The following is a 23,353-nucleotide window of genomic DNA, read 5'->3' as shown; positions in this document are numbered from 1 at the left end:
TAGGGTTAAACCTCCCGAATTCAGGCTACATATAGATGTATGTAGAATGAGGGAGGTTTTTTACTATGGCCAATCAGTCATTGAAGCCGTTAAAAGGAAGTCCAAACGCCGTCTCGACGCAAACCTCGATTGAAGAATTGCGCATGTCTCCACTCCCATATGCGGGTAGTCGTGGTCAATCGATTGAAGCGATCAAGATGGCAATGAACCAATTGCCGCGAGCTGAACTGGTTAAAGAAACGGATGAGGGCCTTCATTATGTGGTGACCTCGAAAGTGATGCGTTTTAAAGATGATGTGAATTTTATATTTGATGATTCCACTCAACAAGTCGAGTTTCGGTCTGCGTCTCGTGTCGGCTATTCAGACTTTGGCGTGAATCGAAAGCGGATGGAAGATGTGAGTGAACGATACCGGAGGTTGATTCGATGAAGGACTATCAGTTGATTGTCATCGGTGGCGGTGCCGCCGGGATGACAGTGGCAGCAGGAGCAGCGAACTTAGGCGTGAAAGTCGCGCTTGTTGAAAAGAACAAACATTTAGGTGGCGACTGTCTGCATGTCGGATGTGTGCCATCGAAAGCATTGATTGCCGCTTCGAAAGAAGCGAATGCAATGATGCGCGCAGCACGTGTTCTCGGAACGGAGTTCAATGGCGGAGAGCATTATCAAATGTCGAAAGCACGGGTCGATAAGGCTCGCGCAATCATCCAAGATCATGACGGGACCGAGCGCTTTGAAAAGATCGGTGTAGACGTATACATCGGGGAGGCTTCGTTCCAAAGCCCGACTGAATTGAAGGTCGGGGACGATTTATTGATCGGGAAAAAATTTGTCATCTCAACTGGCTCAAAACCGACAGTCCCTCCAATCGATGGATTAGATCAAGTCCCATACTTAACGAACGAGACGGTCTTTGAAGAAGAGACGCTTCCAGAGAGCCTCATTGTTATCGGTGCCGGGACGGTAGGACTCGAACTAGCACAATCATTTGTGCGACTCGGATCGCAAGTTACCGTACTCGAGGCACAGGATGCGTTCTTACCAAAAGAAGACGAGGACGTCTCCACTTACCTAAAATCGCAGCTTGAGATGGCGATGCGCTTGAAAATTGGCGTGAAAGTCAATCGGGTCGATGAAGTCGATGGCCGTATTCGTGTTACGACAGAGGTAAACGGCGAGATGGTCGAATATGAGGCAGATAAACTCCTTATGGCGACAGGACGCGTCCCACGCATCGACGCGCTCCGTCTCGATCGGGCGAACGTTCAAGTGACGAAAGGGTACATCGACGTCTCTTCTTCGTATCGGACGTCACAGCCGCATATCTTTGCGATTGGCGATACGATCAAGACGCTCCCGTTCACACACGCAGCAGGTGAAGAAGGGAAAGCAGTTGTCGCGAACGCGCTGTTTGGACTATGGAACAAGGTAGACTACAGTAAGCTTCCTTGGATCACGTTCACAGATCCTGAAGTGTTCCACGTTGGGATGACCGAGAAAGAAGCGCGTGAGCGTTACGGGGATGACATCGAGACGTATGAAGCGAAACTGTCAGAAGTGGACCGTTTCATCGCCGAACGCCAAGAGGCCGGCTTTGTCAAAGTCATCACGAAGAAAAATGGCAAGATTATCGGGGCACATGCGGTCGGTGAATCGGCCGGTGACTGGATGCAAATCGTCGTCTATGCGATGCAACGGGGCGATAAGATTGGGAAGTTGTCACGAATGATTTATCCTTACCCATCGCGCAGTGAAGCGGTGAAGAAAGTGACGGATCTCTACTGGCGGAAACGCTTGTTCGAAAGCCCACTTACAGAACTGGCAAGACGCTATTTCAAATTGATGCAATAACACAAATCACCCACTCATTTGAGTGGGTGATTTTAGTTCGGTAATGTGATCGTCTCAATCATCTTCGGTTCGCCTTCTGATAAGTCGACGAGCGGTTTAATCAACACTTCGACGCGTCGGTTTTTCGAGCGACCTTCTTCGGTATCATTCGTGGCGATCGGTTTAAATTCCCCGTAGCTTGCAAGTGTAAACTGAGCCGGATTCAGTGCGTCATTCGTTAATAAACCACGCATGAATGCGGTCGCACGTGCTGAACTGAGTTCCCAGTTCGATGGGAAACGCGCCGTGTTGATTGGAATGTTGTCGGTATGACCAGAGACGACGATTTCTCGCTTCCCAGCCTTCTCTAAGATTTGACTGATGTTTTGAGCGACATTTCGAGCATCCGCATCCAGTGTCGCTTCTCCTAAGTTGAAAAGGGCACGATCTTGAATTGTTAAGACGAGACCGCTCGAGTTGATTGTCGCTTTAATTTGACTCTCTAACCCATTCTTCTTAATGTACTGATTCACATCTTCCTTCAACTCATCAAGCTGAGCAAGCTCGTAGGTGCGTGGGTTGGCAGTCGTATTGGTTTTATCCGTCCGACTGATGTCGCTGTTTGAGGCGGTCGAAGCTTGGAAGACACTGACGCCTCCAGAGAACACCTGGTTGAAAGAGCGAGACATTTTCTCGAGCTTCGTTTGGTCGATGTTACTCGATGCGAACAGTACGATGAAGAGCGCGAGCAAGAGTGTCAACAAGTCGGCATAAGGAATGAGCCAACCTTCTGGAATGTGTTCTTCATGATCATGCTTCTTTTTGCGTTTCATAGTCAGCTCGCTCCTTTGGAGACAAATACACAGACAGCTTATCTTCTAACGTTTTTGGAGATTCACCGCTTTGAATCGATAAAATCCCTTCAATCATCATTTCTTTGATGATGACTTCGCTCTTCGAATATTGCTTCAGTTTATTCGCAAACGGGAACCAAAGCACGTACCCGGTGAAAATCCCGAAAAGTGTCGCGACGAAGGCTGCCGAAATGGCGTGTCCGAGTTTCTCGATATCTGACAAATCTTTAAGGGCAGCGATCAATCCGATAACGGCTCCGAGTACCCCGAGCGTCGGGGCATACGTCCCGGCCTGGGTGAAGATGTCGGCATTCGCTTTATGGCGCTGTTCCATGTTTTCGATATCACGTGACATCACTTCCGCAATGTATTCAGAAGGTTGACCGTCGATGACCATCATCATACCTTGGCGTAAAAATGGTTCTTCGACTTGTTCAAGTGCTGTTTCTAGGGATAAGAGTCCCTCTTTCCGAGCTTGCGTCGACAAGTCGACAAATTGTGTGAGCAATCCGGATTTACTTGGAAGTTCTTGTTTTTTGAACAAGATTTTAAATAACTTCGGTACGTTTTGAAGCTGTTCTTTCGATACGGCGATACTGACCGCAGCAGCTGTACCGACGAAAATGATAACGATTGCGGCAGGGTTGATCAGCGGTGCAATACCCGCTCCTTTTAATAACATTCCACCAACGAGGGTGAGGAACCCGAGTATGAGCCCGACTAACGTGACGACATCCATGTCTTTGTTTTCCACCTTTCCGAAATAAATCAGGACAAAAAAAGCGAGAGACGCTACTCGTCTCCCGCAACATGCGTTCCCGATGATTAAGCGCCGTTTTCATCAATCAGCATTTGAATGCTGATGTTTCGTTCTTCACGCTCTATATCGGTTAATACGTCGTATTTTTTTAACAATGCGTACAATTGATTCACGACTTCTTGCTCAAGTGACCAATTGAGTAACTCTTCTAGCTGAAAATAAAGGTGAGCGGGCATACATTGTGATTGGCGCTCCAACCTTCGCGAGACATCCTCTATCGAATGATCTACCGTACTAGGGTCCACGGTTTCATTCAACCTCCTCAACATTCTTAAAGTCTATCTCCCATAATACCAAAAAAATGAGGAAAGCGTTAGAGATACATTTTCTTGTTGGCATTTAGAAAAGCGAGGAGTAACATGAGGCTTAGAATAACAGATGTGAAGGGGATGTCGTAATGCGACATAGACTGTCAGCGCGTGAAATGCGCTTGAAGCGAATCGAGGTACTTTATCGAGTCGTGTTTGAAAAACCTGCTCGCTTTATCGCGGGAGGATTTTTACTTGCGATTTTTATCGGGGCAACACTCTTATATATGCCATTTGCACAAGAAGAGCCAGTTTCTTGGATTGATTGTTTGTTCATCGCGACTTCTGCAGGAACAGTGACCGGATTGTCGACAGTCGACATCGGATCGTCGTTCAACCTGTTTGGGGAATTGGTGATTGTCGCCCTCATTCAAATCGGGGGTCTCGGGTTCATGACGATCGCGTTGATGCTCCTGAGCGTATTAGGGAAGAAAATTGGATTAAAACAACGGATTCTCTTGCAAGAATCGTTGAACTTAGCGGGGCCAGGCGGTACGGTTCGTCTCGTTCGAAATATCGTCTTCACGACGGTTATCGTACAATTTATCGGGATGCTGTTTTTGACGTTCGAACTGTATAGTACGGAGAGTTACTCGTTCGGTGCGGCACTTTATTACGGCTTCTTCCATGCTGTCTCTGCCTTTAACAATGCGGGCTTCGCGCTGTTCCCGGACAGTCTCATGTCGTTTGAACAAAACACGGCGATTGTCGTGACGATTGCCCTCATGATTATGATTGGGGGTCTCGGGTTCACGACCATCGCCGACGCGACAGAGGTAAGAGGATGGAAACGTCTCGCCCTTCATTCGAAAATCATGATTTTGTCCCTTTTGGTGATCAATGGAATAGCGTGGTTCGTGCTTATGATGTTTGAGTGGGTATCGAGCGAAGGTGCACTGTATGGACGGTCCATCGGTGAAGCGTTACATGTGACGTTCTTCCAAGCCGTGACGACAAGGACGGCTGGTTTCAATACGATTGATATCTCGATGATGGCGCCTGCCTCAATCGGCTTAATTTTGATTTTGATGTATATTGGGGCCGGTGCAGCTTCGACAGGGTCGGGGATTAAAGTGACGACGCTTGCGGTCATCTTCGCGGATATGTGGGCGTTCATTGCAGGTAAAAAAGAAACGGTCATCATGGAGCGGACGATTGATGCATTTCAAATTAAAAAAGCATACGTTGTTGCCATCTCAAGTTTCTTCTTTATACTCATCATTACGACACTCGTCATTTTGACGAACGGTCATATTCCAGCGAGCGCCATTTTGTTTGAGACGGTGTCGGCGTTCGGGACGGTCGGGTTATCATTGGGCATTACCGCTGAGTTGAATGCTGCCGGTAAAGGGTTCATCATGTTCATGATGCTTCTTGGCCGTGTCGGATCCTTGACGATTCTCTTTACGGTCGCGCGACAAGCCGATCGGAAGATTCGCTATCCGAAAGAAAAGATTTTGATTGGATAAACGTGTGTTGTGGGCTGCATTCCTGATAAAGGAATGTAGCTTTTTTAGTTAAGGTTGTTATGATATTGAAGTTGATAGTCTTCATCCTATTCGATATTTGGTATATAATGGGTTGAAGAATGAATGGTCATATGAATGGATCAAGGAGGATTCTGACTTGTTATCTTGGCTAGGTATAACAAAAGGAGAGAAGAGTGGACGTCCATTCTTCGGAGGCGTGTCGAAACGAGCGGTAACGCTCGTATTGCTCTCTTCATTGATATTGATGAATGGCGTGAAATGGCTCTTCCTTTACTTAATTCCGTCAGCATATTTGAAGGATTCGATTGTTGCTGTTCTCCCTGGTATCGTGGGACTCTTCGTGGCATTGGTCTATATTTTCGTCCTTGAGCGTCTTCTACACGATCAAGGAGTGTCTCGTAGACACGTGGATGAAATCTAAAAAGCAAGTGTACGCTCGTTCACAGCGCACACTTGCTTTATCACTTTGATTCTAATCATAGTTCAAGCCCTGAGCGCATCAGGGCTTTTTGTGTGTCATGAAATAACGGGCGATCTCCGGGAGATAATCTTGTAAATCTGGACAGACGATTCCGGTCCCATCGAGCGCACGAATCGTTTGCGTCGTATCAAAATGGACGGAATGTTTGAAGTAGTCCAGCAGTTCATGAGGGACATCGAGTTGTGCGGCATTCTTCCAGCTCGTGAATGCGACGTCCGCAACAGCGTGAGGGACCGTGCCACGAGGAGGGCGTTGAAACATCGTTTCATGTAGCATGCGATACACTTCACGCGCACCGTGTGGGAACGGGTCCGTCAAATGGAACGTTCGCTTCACTCCGGCTGGTGAGTGCGCTAAGAAAGCGGTCGCTTCCACCACGTAATCATAAGGGACGAGATTCACTTCGACGTTCGCTCGTCCGATATAAGGCAGCGGTCGCATCTGTTTCAATTGCTCCATTAACTTCAATACGAAATAGACACCGTCAAATTTTTTCGTTTCTCCTGTTCGACTATGACCAATCACAATGCCAGGACGAATGATGGTAATCGGCATTGCACCCATCTCACGCGAGACGAGAGCTTCTGCTTCATATTTTGTCGCTTCGTAATGATTTTTAAACCGAGCCCGATGCCATAGTTCGTTCTCGTACACGGTTCCTTGCCGACGACCGGCGATATAGGCTGTACTGAAGTATACATAGCGCTTCAATTGTTTTGAGCGTTTGGCGAACGCAGTCACATGTTTCGTACCGAGGATATTGATTCGATACCCGGTGTCATACGGAATGCTCAAGTCATATGCTGCGGCCAGATGAAAGACGTAATGCACGTCGCGCTCGATGACAGACCGCATAATCGGATCGAGAATCACTTCGGGCAACGTGATATCCGCCTCTACTAAAACGAGTTGACGAGGCTCGAGGGACGTCGTGGACAGTAAGGTGTCCCTTAAGTCTTCTGCTTCGCGTTGTTGACTCGGAAGATGCAATGCATAAATCGTCCCGATTTGATGAGGTAACGACGCGAGATGCTCGATTAATTTTCCAGCTAAAAATCCAGGGAAACCGGTAAAGGCGTAATCGTTCATGACATCTCCTCCGCTAATTCTAGTGTGAATGTAAAAGTCGATCCTTTTCCGACAGTCGATTCCACTTCAATGCTACCGCCGTGTGATTCGATGATTTCTTTGCAGATGGACAACCCAAGACCGGTCCCACCAATTTTACGCGTATCCGAGTTGTCGACCCGATAAAACTTCGTAAACAGTTTCTCAAAGGCGTGTTCCGGAATACCGATTCCAAAATCACGAATGGAGACGTGAGCCTGATTGTGGTCGTGCCGGACCCGTACCTCAATCTCTTGTTCGTTCGGAGAGTACTTGATGGCATTTGAAATCAAATTGACGAGTACTTGTTCAATTCGGTCTCGGTCAGCAATCAAGAGTAAATCTTCATCAGCGTTATCGAAGTGAATGGCATGATCATTCGTTTCACGGAAGCGTTCAACCACCTCTAAGACGAGTTCATTCAACGAGAAATGATCTTGCTTGTATTCCTGATGACCATCTTCCATGCGTTGAATATCTAAAAAGTCGTTCAGTAATGCTGTTAGCCGTGACGCTTCTCGCGACATCGTCTTCAAGAAACGTTCCCGCTTATCGGGAGTCAAATCGCGAGCGAGCATCAACTCGATGTAACCAGATAATGAAGAAAGTGGTGTCCTCAGTTCATGCGAGACCGTGCTCACTAATTCGTTTTTAATCTGGTCCATGCGTTCTTCCTCTGTCCGATTGCGGAATACGAATAAGAAACCGCTGTCCATTCCGATTTGCCGTTTCGTATCCATCGTCGTGCCGTACATCTCATAATATTCCTCATCCCGGTCGTTCGGCTGGGGGATGGAGAAACGCATCGACACTTCCCGGGCCGTCCCGTCGAGAAGTTGGTCCATCTTTTTCAACATCTCGCTCCGGTCGCGTGGACGGAACGTGGAGAGGAGGGGAATGCGCTCTTGTATTTTGTTTGGAGCGATTCCAGGTAAATCCATGAGGCGTCGCGCATGGACGTTCATGAACAAGACACTCCCGTTCGACTCGGTCAAGACGAATGCTTCGTTCGACGCTTGTAAAATCGATTGAATGATATCTCGTTGGCGGGCAATCGCATTTTTCTCTCGTTCGAGCATACGCTCTACTTTTTTGCGATCGCTAATGTCGCGCATGACGGCTACCCGTAACGTTTGGCCTTGATACGTCACTTCTTTCGGGTAAACCTCCATCTCTAGAAACGTGCCGTCTGCTCGTCGTCCAATCACTTCGTATGGTGTTTGGATATGATTCCGAATCCGTCGCAATACATCCGCACGATACCCTTCAGCGATAAATTCGACCGTTTGACGACCGACCATTTGTTCAGCAGGAATTTTAAAGATAGATTCCGCCGCTTTGTTCGCATCGAGAATCATACCGTCTTCGTGAAACAGGACGGCTTCGATGACAGATTCTGCAAACATGCGATAACGTTGCTCCTTATAACGAAGTTCTCGTTTCAATTGAATCTCAGGACTCACATCGAACACGAAGAAAAAGAAGCCGATGAGTTGCTCTTGTTCATATACCGGATGCATGAAGAGTTTTCCAATAAAATGTGTCCGGTCCTTACATTGGAATTTCCATTCACGGTCTCCTTTGTCGAGCGCAAGGCGTAACATTTGCTCGAATGACAGCAACCGTTCCGTTTCATCTTGATAAGCAGAGCGCTTTTCGCTCAGCTCTCTCGACTCGAACAAAGCGAACGGTGTCATTTCATATAGCACTTCATGGGGCGCATAACCGAACAGTTCGGTCGCTCCCTGATTAAATCGTGTGATTAACATATTCGCATCGGTCATAATCATCGCCATGTCGAGTTCAGTATGCATCATCGCTTCAAACGCATTATGTTGAATCGTCACGCGCGTATCGAGAGGGAGTGGTTCGATGGATAGAATGTAATGATCTTCCCAAGGAATGGCATGTACACGCATCGTCGGCAATTCATACATCCAAGGAAGTCCTTGTTCCATTCGGCGAGATAATTCCATTGTAATCGGAGACTGGTTGACCATATGAAAGAGGTTCGTACGAGTCTGCAGATTCTCTGGGAAATTTTCTAAGAATGGGCGGTTTGCCTGAACGATTGTTCCATCTTTTTGTATTAAAGCAACCCCGTAAGGTAATGCATGTAATAACTCACTGTGGAGATTGGTGGGTTTCTCCATGAACGATCATCCCTCCTTCGTTGGTGTCAGACGAGCACATCTTCTATAACATTCGACAGATCCCCCTTTCATTTCCTGCCCTCAAAACGGTAAAGTGGGAGAGAGGAGTTGGAAAGGAAAGATGGGGATGATTGGATTACTTCTAAGTATGATTGGTGCCATTGGTTTATGGTGGTTCGGGGCACCGCTTTGGAGCAGTATCTTGCTACTCCTGTTTGGGATTGCGTGGTTCATTTGGAGAGCACAGCTGTCGACCATCGACCGAATCGACCGGATGGATGGGCGGGAATTCGAACTGTTCTTAGAAGATGTGTTCACGGCGCTCGGTTACACGGTCACCGTGACCCCGGCATCGCGTGATTTTGGGGCCGACTTGTTACTTGAGACCCCGGACGGATGGTTGATTGCGGTACAAGCGAAACGTTATGAAAAGGTAGTCGGTCTTGAGGCGGTTCAACAAATCGCAGCTGCGGTTCCTTATTATCAGGTTCACGAAGGATGGGTCGTGACGAACTCGACGTTCACGGACAGTGCGTACGAATTGGCGGCACCAAATCAAGTTCGTCTGATTGCAAGATTAGAGCTTGAAGAACTCTTAAAAGAAGCGGGATATAAGCGTTAAGAATAGGCATGTTCACAAGTTCGACAGAATCCAAAATGATGTCGAAAAAAAGGGCTTGTCTTTTTCTTTAATCGATGCAATAATCATCTTCGTCATATGAAATATGTAGTAGTTGAAACGAGATCAAAACTACAGAGAGAAACGATTGGGGTTTCAAGAAATGCCCGACCGTACACATACAAACAATCACGGTTGGAACGTGCTAGGAGGAAAAAGCGGTGCGCAAATTAATTTATGTAAAAGGTTGCGTCTTTACGCAAGGCGAGGCGACCATTTATGATGAGACAAATGATGCGATCGGATCTGTTCACCGCGACGCGGAAGGCAGTGTCCAAGTGCACAATTTGTCTGGACGACAGATCGCTCACGGGAAGTATATCCCGAACTGCCAAAAATGGGTCGTGATGAACCATGACGGACAGGCGATTGGTCAATTGAAAGACAAGTTCTCGTTATTCGGGAAAAAGTGTGAGTACAACGTCTATGAACGCGGACTCTTCACGATTCAATACGATGTGGAACGTCATAAGTTCAGCGTCCGTGACAAAGCAGGTAAGCTTGTTGCGGAGCTACGGAAAGAAGAGAACGACACGTTCTGCTTAACGAAAGAAGCAGATCAGCTATCGATGTTCGAACTCCTTTCTGTCTTAAAAACGTTAACGGTTAAATCGCGGATGCCGCTCGCAGCATCTGTCTCATAACGATGACGAGCACCGGTCTATGACCGGTGCTTTTTGGTGCAACGAAAAAACCGTTTCATCAAATGAAACGGTTTAAGTAGTGCTTGGCCTCGAGCTCGAGTGTCGTCACACGGTGTGCATATAGACAGAGCTTTAAGACGTGAATGATATTTGGATGCGTGTACTTCGTTTTTTCGAGGGAACGCTTGGCACGCGTATCGAGTAAGTCGATTGGACTCGTCGACTTGGCATACTCCGCATACAAACGATAAAAATCAATCGGGGTGATAAAGTCGTCTTCGTCCCGGTCAGGGTTGTTGAAGATGAGTGCCAACAAGGAACTCGTCTCTTCAAGTGAAAAAAGGTGTTTCAAGTCATCAAGGAGATAGATGATTGCCGCTTGATGCAAGGAATACTTTTTACCGATTCGTGGGACACCGATGATTTTACGGACTTCACGCTTCGTCCAGTTTTGAATCGTCGTCGCCGAGAGATGTTCTCCCGTCAATGCGTTCGCAAGGGCGACGATTTGATTGATGGACAAGCCGTTCTTTTCAATATGAAACAAGTGGATTTTTCGAAGCTCTTTTGGAAAATGTTCACGCACGTCTTCAGGGAAGAGGGCGATGGCTCGCTCGATTTCTCCGACCTGCATGAAATGAAGGCAATCTGCCAAAGTTTGAATTGAAGTTGCGTCGCGCATACGGCCACCCTTTCTATGACCAACATCGTACGTTGGCTATACAGTCATTTGACCTCATTCTACCAAATGTTTGAAAAGTAAGCTAGGATGGGCACTGATTAAGGTATAATGACGATATCATACATATCCTATACATAGAGGTGGTCAAGCAATGAATGAATGGATTAGTTCGATTCTTTCCATCGTAATCGTCCTTGCGTTCCTCGTCGGTCTTGAACAAGTCGGGAAGCGTCTTGGATGGACAGATGAAACGATTCGAAAGAGTGTACATATCGCAGTCGGACATTGGTCGCTGTTAGCGGTCTGGTTAATGGATTCATGGTACGTCGCGGCAGTCCCGCTCGTCTTCTTCACGTTTGCGAACGCAGTCTTATTGTATAAAAGCCCCTCACCGGTCCATCAGACGGAGCGAAAGTCTTTTGGGACGGTCTATTATCCGATTGCCTTACTCATCATTTTATACTTCTTCTTTGAATCAGAGCCGATTGCATTTTTAGCGGGCTCACTCGTTCTCGCATGGGGTGACGGGATGGCCGCATTGATCGGGCGGAAGTACGGAACAGTCATCTATGATTTGTACGGTCAAAAGCGTTCCTTTCAAGGGAGCGTCGCCATGTTCTTAAGTTCGTATGTAGTCTTATTTTTATTGTTTTTGTGGAATGATGTCGTCATGTGGCAAGTGGTAACATATGGATTTATCATTTCTATCATCGCTACACTGACTGAAGCGATTTCATACCGAGATTGGGATAACTTTACAATTCCGATTATCGTTGCCGTAGCGACATCGCTATTGTTATAAACTAATCGTGACATTGTAAGAAAAACGTTGCTTGTCACGTCCGACAATCATTTGTATACTGTGTTTCGTACTGAAACCATTCAGTGACGTGCTCGGTACCAAAAGTCGTGACCGAGACACTGATTAAATAGAACGTAAAGGATTGAGTGAACGCATGAGCTTTTTACAGCAACTCCAAAGTATTATTCCGGCCGAGCGCGTCCTCCAAGACGAGCCGTTGTCGGCACACACGTATACAAAACTAGGCGGAAAAGCCGATTACTTCGTAGCCCCACATACGTACGAAGAGGTACAAGCCGTCTTAGAACTAGCCCATCAGGAAGCGATGCCGTTCATGATTCTCGGGTTCGGTTCAAACTTGATTGTTCGCGACGGGGGAATTCGCGGAGTCGTTTTAAACTTGAATGAGCTGAATACGATTCGTCGTGAGGGTAACCAAATCGTGGCACAGGCTGGAGCAGCGATTATTGATGTATCGCGTCAAGCACTTGCGGAAGGCTTATCTGGCCTCGAGTTCGCTTGTGGCATCCCTGGAACGGTCGGTGGTGCCGTTTATATGAACGCGGGTGCCTATGGTGGAGAAACGAAAGACGTGATTACGTCTGCGACGGTATTGACGTCAGAGGGACAAGTCCTTCATTTGTCAAAAGACAAATTAGAACTCGACTACCGAACGAGCCGTGTATCAAAAGAAGGATTCATCGTTTTAGAGGCGACGTTCGAGCTTGAACCGAAAAACTATGAATTGATCAAAGAAGTGATGGACGATTTGACGTACAAACGTGAATCGAAGCAACCGCTCGAATATCCTTCATGCGGCAGTGTCTTCAAACGTCCACCAGGCTACTTTGCTGGTAAGTTGATTCAAGACTCTGGTCTTCAGGGCACACGAATCGGGGGAGCGGAAGTATCGCTCAAGCACGCCGGATTCATCGTCAACATTGCGGAGGCGACGGCGACAGAGTATATTTCACTCATCCGTCACGTCCAAGCGACCGTTAAAGAGAAGTTCGAAGTGGATTTAGAACCGGAAGTAAAAATCATCGGCGAAGATATCGCTGTCGAGAACGCATAATCATGGAAAGGGATTGGACGATGTTGTTCAATCCCTTTTTTATTTCATACAAAAAAAGGCGACGAGAACGGGCATCTCGTCGCCTTTCGCTTACGCTTGTGTTTGTTTGGCAACTGCCTCATAGGCAGGTACGAATGGATACTCCAAATCGCGAGCGACCGCTTCATATGTGACCGTTCCGTTGATGACGTTTAAGCCTTTGAGGAGCGCGTCGTTTTGAAGAAGTGCCGGGAACACACCTTTTTGTGCACATTCGATGATATATGGCATCGTCGCGTTCGTCAGCCCCATTGTCGATGTGCGTGGTACAGCGCCAGGCATGTTGGCAACAGCGTAATGCTGGACACCATAGCGCTCATATGTCGGTGCATCATGTGTCGTGATGTGATCGATTGTCTCACAAATTCCACCTTGGTCAATGGCGACGTCCACGATGACTGAACCTGGTGACATGCGTTGTACCATTTCTTCTGTGACAAGTTTCGGTGCTTTTGCGCCTGGAATCAGAACGGCACCGATGACGAGATCACTCTCCGCCACTTGTTTCGCGATATTATATTTGTTCGAGATTAACGTGTTGATTGTGTTTCCGAACAAGTCGTCGATTTGACGAAGACGAGCCGGACTAATATCCATCAACGTAACGCTCGCACCGAGACCGATTGCGATACGGGCTGCATTCGTTCCGACGACACCGCCCCCGATGACCGTGACGTTCGCACGAGGTACGCCCGGGAGACCTGACATGAGGATTCCTTTGCCACCGTGCGGTTTTTCGAGGATCTGTGCCCCGATTTGAGCAGCCATACGACCTGCGACTTCACTCATCGGTGTGAGAAGCGGTAACGTCCGATCGACTTCTACCGTCTCATACGCGATTGCAGTGATTCCTGATTCGACGAGAGCTTTCGTCAATTCTGGCTCCGCCGCTAAGTGTAGATACGTGAAGAGCGTCAAATCAGGACGGAAGTATTGATATTCAGACGGCTGTGGCTCTTTGACTTTGAGCGCAAGTTCGACGCCTTCCCAAACGTCTTTCGCCGTTTCGACGATGGTTGCGCCAGCATCGATATATTCCATATTCGTGAAACCACTGCCGAGACCAGCATTCGTTTCGACGAATACGTCATGGCCAAGTTCCGTTAACATAAATGCACCCATCGGTGTCAAAGCCACCCGATTTTCATTGTTTTTAATCTCTTTTAATACCCCGATTTTCATGGAACATTCCCCTTTCATTCCGTTGACACAAATTGTTCACACCCCTAGTATAGACCCATTCGAAAACGCTGTCTTTATCATGGATTCTAAAAACGAAGACGCTCACTTTGTGAAAAAACACAAAGCGAACGTCTAGTCTTCTAATCGATATTGACCGGCTTTAATCGCCAAATAAATCATGGACCGTTCGGGTAATGAAACTTGCGTGATATTCGTCAACTCTTCGATGCGTCGAATCCGATACAAGACGGTATTCGGATGGATATGAAGATGAGCGGCGACCCGCTTTACGTTCCCGTCGAAATAAAAATACCATTCGAGCGTCTTCACGAGTTCGGTCTGATGGGATGAATCATATTGTTGCAACCGTTCGACGGTCGGATGGGTCTCTAGTCGAAGCCCGATGCGACGGGCGAGTTCCGGGACGAGCTGATAAATCCCAATCTGTTCGAAAGCGCGAGAAGTTGCGAGCTCGAGAGGGAACTTACGACGAAGTGTCGTGACGCGTCTTGCTTCTTCGGCTGCGGCGTATAACATGTCACTTTCGAAAAAGCGTCGACTGATTCCGAGCCGTGGTTCGGATTCGGTGAATTTGTCTTGAAGCAACTGTTCGAACCGTTCCGCCCAAGCGAGCAATTCTACTTCTTCATCGGAGAGTTCGGATTTCATATAGTGCCACACAAGCAACTGCTGTCCATCGATGGCATGTAAGACGACTTCGATTGCCTCCTGTGTCGCGAGCACATAATGCAGACGCTCAGCGAGTTGAGGGGTGATCGGTTGGGCACATTCAATAATCGTCAACCGGCTTGCGACGGCGATGGGTGCAAGTTCGTTCAATCGTTCGCGATTGGCATCAGAGAGGGTCGGGGAAGCGAGGACATCTAACAAAAAGCGTTCGAGTTCCGCGCTAATACGCCGTTCGTGCATCGCGATCGTCATGAGCAACTTTTTGGCAATGGTCGCTCCTTCTTGCAAGATGGCCAATTCTTGATTCGTGAACGGGTTCGTTCGAGCCAGGCTCCAAATATAGCCGAGCACTTCGTCATGTTGTTTGATGACAATTGCCGCACGTTCTCCTAGCCCGACAGCGAGACGTGCCGGAATGACGACAGGTTCATCCTGGTCAATCACTTCTCGTAAAATCCCGCTTTCCCATAAATCTTCGATGACGGCTTCTGGGACACGACGACCGATGATCGTCGCGATTCTGGCCGGATCGGTCGAATCGGGATGGGTGCTATAGGCGAGCAATTGGTGGTGACGGTTCTCGATCGTAATGGGTGCTCGAATCGCTTGACCGATTGCCTCAGCGAGTGTATCGAGAGACTCGTAAGATTTCTGCAAAAAAGGCATGTCGATTCCTCCTCTCTCTGAGTATAACTTCTTCTTTGTGAAACTTCACAAAAAGAATCGAGAGTGTGAGAAATGACATACCTTCAGTGGATTACATTGGGAAGAATAAGCCGACGGCGAGACCTAATAACGCCCCGACGATGACCTGGAACGGTGTGTGACCGACGAGTTCATTCAAGAGTGGGGTCTCGTGTTTAATTCCTTTGAAATAATCATTCAGCAGTCGAGCTTGAAAGCCGACCGCTTGCCGAACGCCGGTCGCATCGTACATGACGATGGTGGCGAAGACGACAGCGAGAGCGAATATGCTCGAGTCGATGCCTTCCATCCGTCCGATTGCCGTCGCGAGTGCCACGACCGTAGACGAGTGTGAGCTTGGCATACCGCCTGAAGCGAACATGATTTCAATTTCAAAATCTCGTGTTTTAATAAGTTCGGTTACGAGCTTGGCTGCTTGGGCGATAAACCAAGCGAGAATCGCGGCGAGTAAAGGTTCGTTAAACATGCATCTATTCACTTCCTGTCTGACATAGTATCTTCACTATACCCGAAAGCGGGGCAGGCTAGACGTTAAGATTTCGTCAAAAAAAGGTGTCATGGACGGCTTGTCCATGACACCTTTTGGTCGATTTTTGTTACCCGACTACTCCTTCAGTTTCCTGAAGTCTCTCTGCAATGTTATCGATGATATAACGGTTGCGTGGGTGTTCTTGACACTCTTTCGAGCATGAACGCATTTGTTTCGGTTCACACTCTTCACAACAGAAATGCTGTACATTGCACTCCGGGTTGGCACAATTAACGTAACGAACCGTCTCTGTCCCACAGTGCATGCAGTGTGAAACAACAGTCGGGTTCACAGAGTTGACAGGGACGTTGATGCGCTCATCAAAGACGTAAAGCTCACCATCCCAGTTTTCTCCTTTTGTCGCTTCGTCTTTTCCATACATCGCGACGCCACCTTTTAAGTGGAAGATGTTGTCGTGACCTTGGTCACGCATATATGCTGTAAATTTCTCGCAACGGACGCCACCGGTACAGTACGTGAGAAGTGTTTTCCCTTCGTAGAGGTCTTTGTTCTCTTCGAGCCATTCCGGCATGTAACGTGAAGCCTCTACATCGATTTTGATCGCGTTTTTAAAGTGACCAAGTTCGTACTCGTAGTTGTTACGAACGTCGAGGATGACGACATCATCACGATTCATCATCTCTTTCCATTCTGCTGGTTCGAGGTATGCACCGTGTTGTTTCGGCACATCAAACTCGCCATCAAAGCGCCACGTCACGAGCTCTTTCTTGTGACGGACAAAAATTTTCTTGAATGCATGCTCTTCGACTTCATCGATTTTGAACTCGATATCGCTGAAGAGTGGGTTTGCTTTCAAGTCGTTCATGTATTGCTCAGTTTGTTCCCAAGTACCAGAGCACGTCCCGTTAATTCCTTCGGAGGAAATCAAGATACGTCCTTTAATGCCGAGATCCTTACAATACTTCAAATGTTCTTGCGTGAGTGTTTCTGGGTCTTCGATATTGACGTACTTATAGTACAGTAAGACCCGCATTGGTTTTGTTTCCATGTTGTGTTGCTCCCCTGTGTTCAGTTTTTTGCAGGAAAACGAACGTTGGGTTGTGTCGTTCGACGAATAGACTTGCCTGCAACCACAAGTCCATTATTATATGATAAATATCACGACGAATTTTCGCAAATGGTTTTTAATTTTTTTTGACGAATCCAGGGAGATGCGTCTTGTAAATCGAATTCGGGGAATAGAGTAGTAACGAAAGTTGAAGGTGGAACGACTATGCTGAATTCTCTCCAACAGTACATCATCCAAGTGATTGAATGGCTTCAAAGCTTGCCGGGCGGTCCTTGGGCCGGACTGGGCGCTCCGTTTTTAGAAGCAATCTTTCCGTTTTTGCCACTCGTTTTAATCATTTCTGCTAATGCGGCAACATACGGATTTTTATTAGGGGTCCTTTTATCGTGGATTGGGAACCTTCTCGGAACGATTGTCGTCTTCGCAGCCGTCCGGTATGTGTTCCGAAAACCGATGACGCGCTGGCTCGAAAAACATAAGGCGGCGGTTTATTGGTTAGAACGAATCAATCATATGAGTCCGATTTCACTCGGATTCTTGTATTCACTCCCGTTCATTCCAGTCAGTTTGATCACTTATTTGCTGGCGCTCATTCAGATGCCGCTCCGCACATTCATTTTAGCGGCAGGATTCGGGAAACTACTCGTCGTCGTCATTTTCTCTGTCATCGGGGATCAATGGGAAGAGTTTATCCAAAGTCCATTTCGTTTATCGATGCTCGGTCTTCTTTTGGTCGCATTATGGGCCATCAGCCGGGGATTAGAAGAAATTCTCAAACGACGCGCTTTCAAGAAACGAAACGAGCAACTGAAACAAGAAATGGTCACGAAACGACAAACACCCCTTTGAACAAGGGGTGTTTTCGCTTAAGACTGTTTTTTAAAGCGCGGGAAGTTAAATGCGATGGCGATCCCTCCACAAATAAAGAGGAGGAACGGATAAAACATGAACGGCACGAGGTCCGGCGATGCGGTCTTCGTCAGCTCTGCCGCGATGAGGAGTTGTGCTCCATATGGCAGAATTCCTTGTACCCCACATGAGAAGATATCGAGTACACTCGCTGATTTTTTCCGTTCGATATCATATTCGTCCGCAATGTTTGCGGCAAGCGGTCCGGCTACGAGAATCGAAATTGTATTGTTTGCCGTCGCCACGTTCGTCGCGCTGACAAGACCAGCGATACTCCACTCGGCACCGGCACGTTTTTGGATTCGTGACGTCAACGCGTCACGCAAATACGTGAGTCCGCCGTTGTGCGATATGAGTCCGACGAGTCCGCCCATGAGTAACGTCAGAAACGAGATTTCGGCCATGCCGACCATGCCGTCGGCGATAGCGGTCACGAATGCTGTCACCGATAAGCTTCCGTCGAGGAGACCGATGATACCAGTGAGCGTGATGCCGCCCAAAAGGACGAGAATAACGTTCAGTCCTGTTAACGCTAAGCCGATAACCGCGAGATAGGGAATCAGTTTATACCATTCGAATGCAGCGACATCGACCGTCGACTCACCGTTCGATAAGACCGCTAGTAAAATCGTCGTGATGATAGCGGCCGGTAAGACAATCCAGAAGTTTGTCCGGAACTTATCACGCATGTTCGTCCGTTGCGTCCTTACGGCGGCAATTGTTGTATCCGAAATGAACGAAAGGTTGTCCCCGAACATCGCGCCTCCGACAACTGCGGCGGCTGCGATGGCGACGTTCACGCCACTCTCTTCATGAATACCGAGAGCGATTGGTGCAAGTGCCGCGATCGTTCCGGTCGATGTTCCCATCGCCATTGAAATGAAAGCAGCGATGACGAATAGTCCGCTCAAGAGAAGCGATGGTGGTAAGAGCATCAACGCGGCGTTGACCGTCGCATCGATGGCGCCAATCGATTCGGCTACGGTTGAAAATGCACCGGCGAGTAAGAAAATAAAAATCATAATGATGATTCCCGGATTTCCGGCACCTTGTGCGATGCGCTCCACGGTTTGTGTCGCACTTCCTTTTGTCATGAATGCTGCGACTAGCAATGCGATGATCGCTGCGACGAGAACTGGGAACTTATAAAAATCCCCATAGTAGACACCTGCCCCGATGAAAAAGAGCAAGAAGACGAATAACGGCAAAAGTGCCCACTTGTTGGCTGTTGGTTGTTCCAAAATAATCACCTCACTAAAAAATAAAAAGGACCTTCTTCTGGAGAAAAGGTCCTTCGTGCGAAATACCCTTTTCATCTTTCGAGCAATACGCCCGCTGGATTTGGCACAGGTCCCCCGCTGCCGAGACTTCACAGGGCCAGTCCCTCCGTCTCTCTCGATAAAAAGTGAATCTATCTAATTATTAAACACGTTCCCTAACGTACCTGTTTCGAATCCGGTTGTCAACCTAAAAACTCCCCAATTCGATGTGAGAAAGGGGAGTTTACGTCGTTAAATTGTTGAAGTGAGCTACTCGGTTCCGCCCTGCGTATTTCCCACCGACATAGAGCGCACGGTCAGCGTTTCGAATCGTGTCATCTAGACGTTTGTTCCCGAACGCTTCAATCGTATCGACCCCGATGGACGCGGTCACAGAAATCTCATGATGGTCAACAAGGAACGGTTTCGTTTCGATTTGGTGGCGAATCCGCTCTGTGATCTCGATGGCTTGGGTCATGTCGCAATGGTTGAGTAGTAAAATGAATTCTTCGCCGCCATAACGTGCGGCAAAGTCATCCGTTCGAAGTACCTGCCGAATGCGTCGACCGAATTCTTGTAACACTCGGTCACCGACCTGATGACCGTACGTATCGTTAATTTTTTTGAAGAAATCAATATCGAGCATGGCGACAGATATCGGATACATCGACATATCCGATATTTGTTGAATGCCGTATTCATAAAACGCACGCGCATTGGCAAGAAGCGTCAAACTGTCTGTCCGGCTCTCGGTATAGAGACGATCCCGCTCGTGACAACGGCTAATCGTTCGATTGAACGATTTCAACAACTTGATGATTTCATGCTGAATGATTTTCGGATATGCGTATACGGGTTCTCCCGTCATGACGATCCATGTACGAATCTCTTCGATTTCCTCCGAACGGACAGAAACAAAGCTATGATAATCGTCATGGAAGGCGTCGGAAAGTGCGGTATCCCATTCAAACCGCATCTCATAGTCGAGAATTTGCTCGATTGGTTGACTCATCTCAAGCAGTGCAAAGACGACCGGTCGATCGATGGGCTGTCGCGTCTTCAAATCGAAGTAGAGCGTGCGGTCGAACAATTTGAACTCGATATAACCTTCGTCGTAATGGTTCAACTGTTCACACTGACTTAAAAAGACTTCGATTGCTTGCGCCTCACTCTGTGACAAAGAGACGGCTTCTTTAGCTTCATCATATTGCTCGATCAAAGATTTGAAGGCGTCTTGCCGTTCTTTTTGAATGAGAAGTCGTTTAATGAAGAACGTCAAGGCAGCGGCGATACTACTGACGACCAGTAAACTCGTCTCCCGGAAGAATGATGCCGCTAAAATGAAGGTCAAACTGACGACGTATGTGTAGAAAGCGATTTTCATAAAATCGCTCAATGCGATGTCGACGCGGAACCACCATTTCACCTGATATTTTTGGAATACCGTGTTTAAGAAGATGGCAAGGAACAGTCCGGCAAGCGGCACGAACGAATCTTGCGAATAAAAGTCGAGACCGGTCTCACCACCAAGGGCGAGATAAACCGCTGCCGGAATGACGATTTCTAAGTACGCCGTAACGGCATTCCAAGGATATGTGAAGCGGAAGCGACGGATGGCGACTTTCGGTTTCAAATTGGCGAATTGAAAGACGAACAACCCGATTTGGTTGACAATGAGTGCTGTTTCAAATCCAAAGAATAAAAATAAGATTAAGACAATACTTTCAGAAAAAGTGAAGTACACACCTTTGACTTCGATCGAGTCGAGTTGAAAAATGATGACCAATAATGAAATTAAAATAAACGACAATGGATCGATCGTCGGGGCGTGTAGGACATCCAATGCAAATAACGAGATGGTGAAGATGAATAAGGCACTCCATATACTCCAACCGAGCACGGACATCTTACGAAAGTGGTTCATGCGTTCCCTCCTAGCATGGGACATTTCGAGATCTAATAGTAAAGATTCGTCACGTTTTCGTGTGAGTCCTGCTTCTCTTCCATGATGCTTGAATTCTAGCATTGAGTATAGAGGGAATATCCTCTATAATGAAATTGCTTTTCAACCGCATAGACGAATGTCGATGAAAAAGAGAGTAACGATGGTTTAGTCAACAAAGCGACCTAGGGATTGGTGAGAGCCTGGGCTGACAAACGTCGCGAAACGCACTTTTGAGATGCTATCCGAAACGAGAGTAGGCATAGCCGGAGGGAACCGTTATCACCATAAAGCGGTCTGCGTCATGCAGGCAAGAAGAGTGGTACCGCGGGAATTCCCGTCTCTTTGCATTTATGCAAAGGGCGTTTTTTTTATGAGTTGTGATACGAAGAAGGAGGACATACAAATGAGTTATGAACGCAAGTACGCAGAAGCGTTATCACGTGTCATCGGAGACGAACTCACGATTGACCAGATTGAAGCATTGATTGAAAAGCCGAAACATGAGGCACACGGTGATCTCGCGTTCCCATGTTTCCAATTGGCGAAAGCCTACCGTAAAGCACCTGTCATGATTGCGACAGATATTGCGAATGACTTGAACGATGAACTGTTCACAAAAGTCGAGGCAGCAGGACCTTACGTCAACGTCTTCTTGAGCCGTGACGTCGTGTCAAAAGAAATCATTAACACGGTACTCGACGAGAAGTCGGATTATGCAACACACGCAGCGCGCAACGAAACGATTGTGACGGACTTCTCGTCACCGAACATTGCGAAGCCGTTCTCGATGGGTCACTTACGTTCGACGGTGATCGGGAATGCGATTAACCAAATCGCACGCAAAAACGGATACGACGTTGTCGGCGTCAACCACCTCGGTGACTGGGGAACACAGTTCGGTAAATTAATGGTCGCCTATAAAAAGTGGGGCGATGAGGAAGCGGTACGTGCTAACCCGATCGCAGAACTCTTGAAGCTATACGTCCATTTCCATGAAGAGGCGAAGACACAGCCAGAACTCGAAGATGAAGGCCGTGCTTGGTTCAAGAAACTTGAAGATGGTGATGCGGAAGCGACAGAGCTTTGGCAATGGTTCCGTGACGAGTCACTCAAGGAGTTCCAAAAAGTATATGACCTTCTCGGTGTGAAATTCGAGAGCTTCAATGGTGAGGCGTTCTACAACGACAAGATGGGACGCGTCGTCGAGATGCTCGAAGCAAAAAACCTTTTAGTCGAAAGTGAAGGCGCGATGGTCGTCTCACTCGAAGAAGAAAACTTGCCACCATGCTTGATTAAAAAGAAAGATGGCGCAACATTGTACGCGACACGTGACTTGGCTGCGGCAATCTATCGCTACGAGACGTACAACTTCGTGCAAGCGAACTATGTCGTCGGTGGCGAACAGGCGCTTCACTTCAAACAACTCTTCTCGGTTCTTCGTAAGCTCGGATACGACTTCGTCGATGGGATGCATCACGTACCATTCGGCTTGATCTTGCAAGAAGGGAAGAAGATGTCGACACGTAAAGGGCGCATCGTTCTTCTTGAAGAAGTGTTGAAAGAAGCCATCGAAAAAGCACAAGCGAACATCGAACAAAAGAACCCAGACCTTGCGAACGCACAAGACGTTGCCCGTATGGTCGGTGTCGGAGCGGTCGTCTTCCACGACTTGAAGAATGAACGGATCAACAACATCGAATTCGATCTCGACAGCATGCTCAAGTTCGAAGGAGAGACAGGACCTTACGTTCAATATACGAATGCCCGTGCGAATTCACTCCTTCGCAAAGGAAACTATGACGGCTCACCGTTCACTGGTGCAGATGATGATTACTCATGGGGTGTCGTCACGATGCTCAACGCGTTCCCACACGTCATCACACGTGCACATGAACGTCGCGAACCATCAATCATCAGCCGTTACGTACTTGATCTCGCACAAGCGTTCAACAAGTATTACGGTCATGTCCGCGTCTTAGAAGAAGATGCAGGCAAACAATCGCGTCTCGCGCTCGTGAAGGCAGTGACGCTCGTATTGACGGAAGGACTCCGTTTACTCGGTGTCGAAGCTCCGGAAGAAATGTAAGCTATAAGACAGACGAAAGGACCTCAAAAATCATTGAGGTCCTTTTCCTATGC

At 47.6% G+C, this 23,353-nt stretch carries 22 protein-coding genes, 1 riboswitch and 1 other annotated feature; of the genes, 10 read left to right on the top strand and 12 right to left on the bottom strand.

Features of this window, described 5'->3' with window-relative positions:
• Positions 1-65 precede the first annotated feature (65 nt).
• Together KNO91_RS10790 and KNO91_RS10785 are read left to right on the top strand one after the other, a co-directional pair.
• A complete protein-coding gene (locus KNO91_RS10790; protein WP_214796099.1) occupies positions 66-431 on the top strand; it encodes a DUF1499 domain-containing protein in 366 nt (121 codons plus the stop codon).
• Positions 428-1,852: a dihydrolipoyl dehydrogenase family protein gene (locus tag KNO91_RS10785; protein ID WP_214817903.1), complete on the top strand. Its 1,425-nt coding sequence runs from the start codon at positions 428-430 to the stop codon at positions 1,850-1,852. Before KNO91_RS10790 ends, KNO91_RS10785 begins: the two co-directional genes overlap by 4 nt.
• Before the next feature lie 32 nt (positions 1,853-1,884).
• On the opposite strand, the gene KNO91_RS10780 is transcribed toward KNO91_RS10785, so the two are convergent.
• The 3 genes from KNO91_RS10780 to KNO91_RS10770 form a co-directional block, all read right to left on the bottom strand.
• Positions 1,885-2,664 (bottom strand): flagellar motor protein MotB, encoded by a 780-nt coding sequence (locus KNO91_RS10780; protein ID WP_074034256.1) that lies wholly within the window; start codon positions 2,662-2,664, stop codon positions 1,885-1,887.
• Positions 2,642-3,424, bottom strand: coding sequence for a flagellar motor stator protein MotA (gene motA, locus KNO91_RS10775; RefSeq protein WP_214790347.1), 783 nt, complete (start codon positions 3,422-3,424; stop codon positions 2,642-2,644). The genes KNO91_RS10780 and motA overlap by 23 nt, the downstream gene beginning before the upstream one ends.
• Positions 3,425-3,510: 86 nt before the next feature.
• Positions 3,511-3,702: a hypothetical protein gene (locus tag KNO91_RS10770; protein ID WP_224862903.1), complete on the bottom strand. Its 192-nt coding sequence runs from the start codon at positions 3,700-3,702 to the stop codon at positions 3,511-3,513.
• Positions 3,703-3,902: 200 nt separating this feature from the next.
• Between KNO91_RS10770 and KNO91_RS10765 the strand changes: the two genes are divergently transcribed.
• Both KNO91_RS10765 and KNO91_RS10760 read left to right on the top strand, forming a co-directional pair.
• Complete coding sequence (locus KNO91_RS10765; protein WP_214796103.1) at positions 3,903-5,282, top strand: TrkH family potassium uptake protein; 1,380 nt, start codon at positions 3,903-3,905, stop codon at positions 5,280-5,282.
• A gap of 157 nt (positions 5,283-5,439) precedes the next feature.
• Positions 5,440-5,724, top strand: coding sequence for a hypothetical protein (locus KNO91_RS10760; RefSeq protein ID WP_214790351.1), 285 nt, complete (start codon positions 5,440-5,442; stop codon positions 5,722-5,724).
• A 78-nt stretch (positions 5,725-5,802) separates the two neighbouring features.
• On the opposite strand, the gene KNO91_RS10755 is transcribed toward KNO91_RS10760, so the two are convergent.
• Positions 5,803-6,873 (bottom strand): SDR family oxidoreductase, encoded by a 1,071-nt coding sequence (locus KNO91_RS10755; RefSeq protein WP_214817902.1) that lies wholly within the window; start codon positions 6,871-6,873, stop codon positions 5,803-5,805.
• Positions 6,870-9,044, bottom strand: a complete 2,175-nt coding sequence (locus KNO91_RS10750; protein WP_214796106.1) for a PAS domain-containing sensor histidine kinase — start codon at positions 9,042-9,044, stop codon at positions 6,870-6,872. The genes KNO91_RS10755 and KNO91_RS10750 overlap by 4 nt, the downstream gene beginning before the upstream one ends.
• Before the next feature lie 127 nt (positions 9,045-9,171).
• On the opposite strand from KNO91_RS10750, the gene KNO91_RS10745 reads away from it, so the two are divergent.
• Both KNO91_RS10745 and KNO91_RS10740 read left to right on the top strand, forming a co-directional pair.
• Positions 9,172-9,666 carry a restriction endonuclease gene (locus KNO91_RS10745; protein WP_214817900.1) on the top strand — a complete coding sequence of 165 codons (495 nt, stop codon included), beginning with the start codon at positions 9,172-9,174 and terminating at the stop codon, positions 9,664-9,666.
• A 218-nt stretch (positions 9,667-9,884) separates the two neighbouring features.
• Entirely contained in the window at positions 9,885-10,367 is a 483-nt protein-coding gene (locus KNO91_RS10740; RefSeq protein ID WP_214790358.1) for an LURP-one-related family protein, read from the top strand.
• A gap of 58 nt (positions 10,368-10,425) precedes the next feature.
• Here the strand turns inward: KNO91_RS10740 and KNO91_RS10735 are convergent, their stop codons facing one another.
• Positions 10,426-11,049: a DUF1836 domain-containing protein gene (locus KNO91_RS10735; protein WP_214747004.1), complete on the bottom strand. Its 624-nt coding sequence runs from the start codon at positions 11,047-11,049 to the stop codon at positions 10,426-10,428.
• Between the two features lie 151 nt (positions 11,050-11,200).
• On the opposite strand from KNO91_RS10735, the gene KNO91_RS10730 reads away from it, so the two are divergent.
• Positions 11,201-11,851, top strand: coding sequence for a diacylglycerol/polyprenol kinase family protein (locus KNO91_RS10730; RefSeq protein ID WP_214817897.1), 651 nt, complete (start codon positions 11,201-11,203; stop codon positions 11,849-11,851).
• Between the two features lie 154 nt (positions 11,852-12,005).
• On the top strand, positions 12,006-12,926 hold the full coding sequence (murB, locus tag KNO91_RS10725; protein WP_214818172.1) for a UDP-N-acetylmuramate dehydrogenase: 921 nt from the start codon (positions 12,006-12,008) through the stop codon (positions 12,924-12,926).
• 90 nt (positions 12,927-13,016) lie between these two features.
• Here the strand turns inward: murB and ald are convergent, their stop codons facing one another.
• The 4 genes from ald to trhO form a co-directional block, all read right to left on the bottom strand.
• Positions 13,017-14,147: an alanine dehydrogenase gene (ald, locus tag KNO91_RS10720; protein ID WP_214790362.1), complete on the bottom strand. Its 1,131-nt coding sequence runs from the start codon at positions 14,145-14,147 to the stop codon at positions 13,017-13,019.
• A gap of 132 nt (positions 14,148-14,279) precedes the next feature.
• A complete protein-coding gene (locus KNO91_RS10715; RefSeq protein WP_214796114.1) occupies positions 14,280-15,503 on the bottom strand; it encodes a PucR family transcriptional regulator in 1,224 nt (407 codons plus the stop codon).
• A gap of 91 nt (positions 15,504-15,594) precedes the next feature.
• The gene (locus tag KNO91_RS10710; RefSeq protein ID WP_214796116.1) at positions 15,595-16,020 is read right to left on the bottom strand and encodes a divergent PAP2 family protein; all 426 of its coding nucleotides are present in this window, start codon (positions 16,018-16,020) and stop codon (positions 15,595-15,597) included.
• Between the two features lie 118 nt (positions 16,021-16,138).
• Positions 16,139-17,080, bottom strand: coding sequence for an oxygen-dependent tRNA uridine(34) hydroxylase TrhO (trhO, locus tag KNO91_RS10705; protein WP_214817894.1), 942 nt, complete (start codon positions 17,078-17,080; stop codon positions 16,139-16,141).
• Between the two features lie 225 nt (positions 17,081-17,305).
• Between trhO and KNO91_RS10700 the strand changes: the two genes are divergently transcribed.
• Positions 17,306-17,950 (top strand): TVP38/TMEM64 family protein, encoded by a 645-nt coding sequence (locus tag KNO91_RS10700; RefSeq protein ID WP_214817891.1) that lies wholly within the window; start codon positions 17,306-17,308, stop codon positions 17,948-17,950.
• A gap of 17 nt (positions 17,951-17,967) precedes the next feature.
• Here the strand turns inward: KNO91_RS10700 and KNO91_RS10695 are convergent, their stop codons facing one another.
• Positions 17,968-19,326: a Na+/H+ antiporter NhaC family protein gene (locus KNO91_RS10695; protein ID WP_371816662.1), complete on the bottom strand. Its 1,359-nt coding sequence runs from the start codon at positions 19,324-19,326 to the stop codon at positions 17,968-17,970.
• A riboswitch (SAM riboswitch) is annotated at positions 19,320-19,415 on the bottom strand. Its footprint overlaps the gene before it by 7 nt.
• A gap of 98 nt (positions 19,416-19,513) precedes the next feature.
• Positions 19,514-21,193, bottom strand: a complete 1,680-nt coding sequence (locus KNO91_RS10690; RefSeq protein ID WP_214817887.1) for a GGDEF domain-containing protein — start codon at positions 21,191-21,193, stop codon at positions 19,514-19,516.
• Between the two features lie 154 nt (positions 21,194-21,347).
• Positions 21,348-21,559, top strand: a binding site (T-box leader).
• Between the two features lie 58 nt (positions 21,560-21,617).
• On the opposite strand from KNO91_RS10690, the gene argS reads away from it, so the two are divergent.
• Positions 21,618-23,300: an arginine--tRNA ligase gene (gene argS, locus KNO91_RS10685; RefSeq protein ID WP_214796122.1), complete on the top strand. Its 1,683-nt coding sequence runs from the start codon at positions 21,618-21,620 to the stop codon at positions 23,298-23,300.
• Positions 23,301-23,353: the final 53 nt, after the last annotated feature.

It is taken from the genome of Exiguobacterium sp. s59 (genome assembly GCF_018617475.1).
Taxonomy (GTDB): domain Bacteria; phylum Bacillota; class Bacilli; order Exiguobacteriales; family Exiguobacteriaceae; genus Exiguobacterium; species Exiguobacterium aestuarii.
Note: the sequence above shows the minus strand (reverse complement) of the source record. Positions and strands in the feature narration are given on the sequence as shown.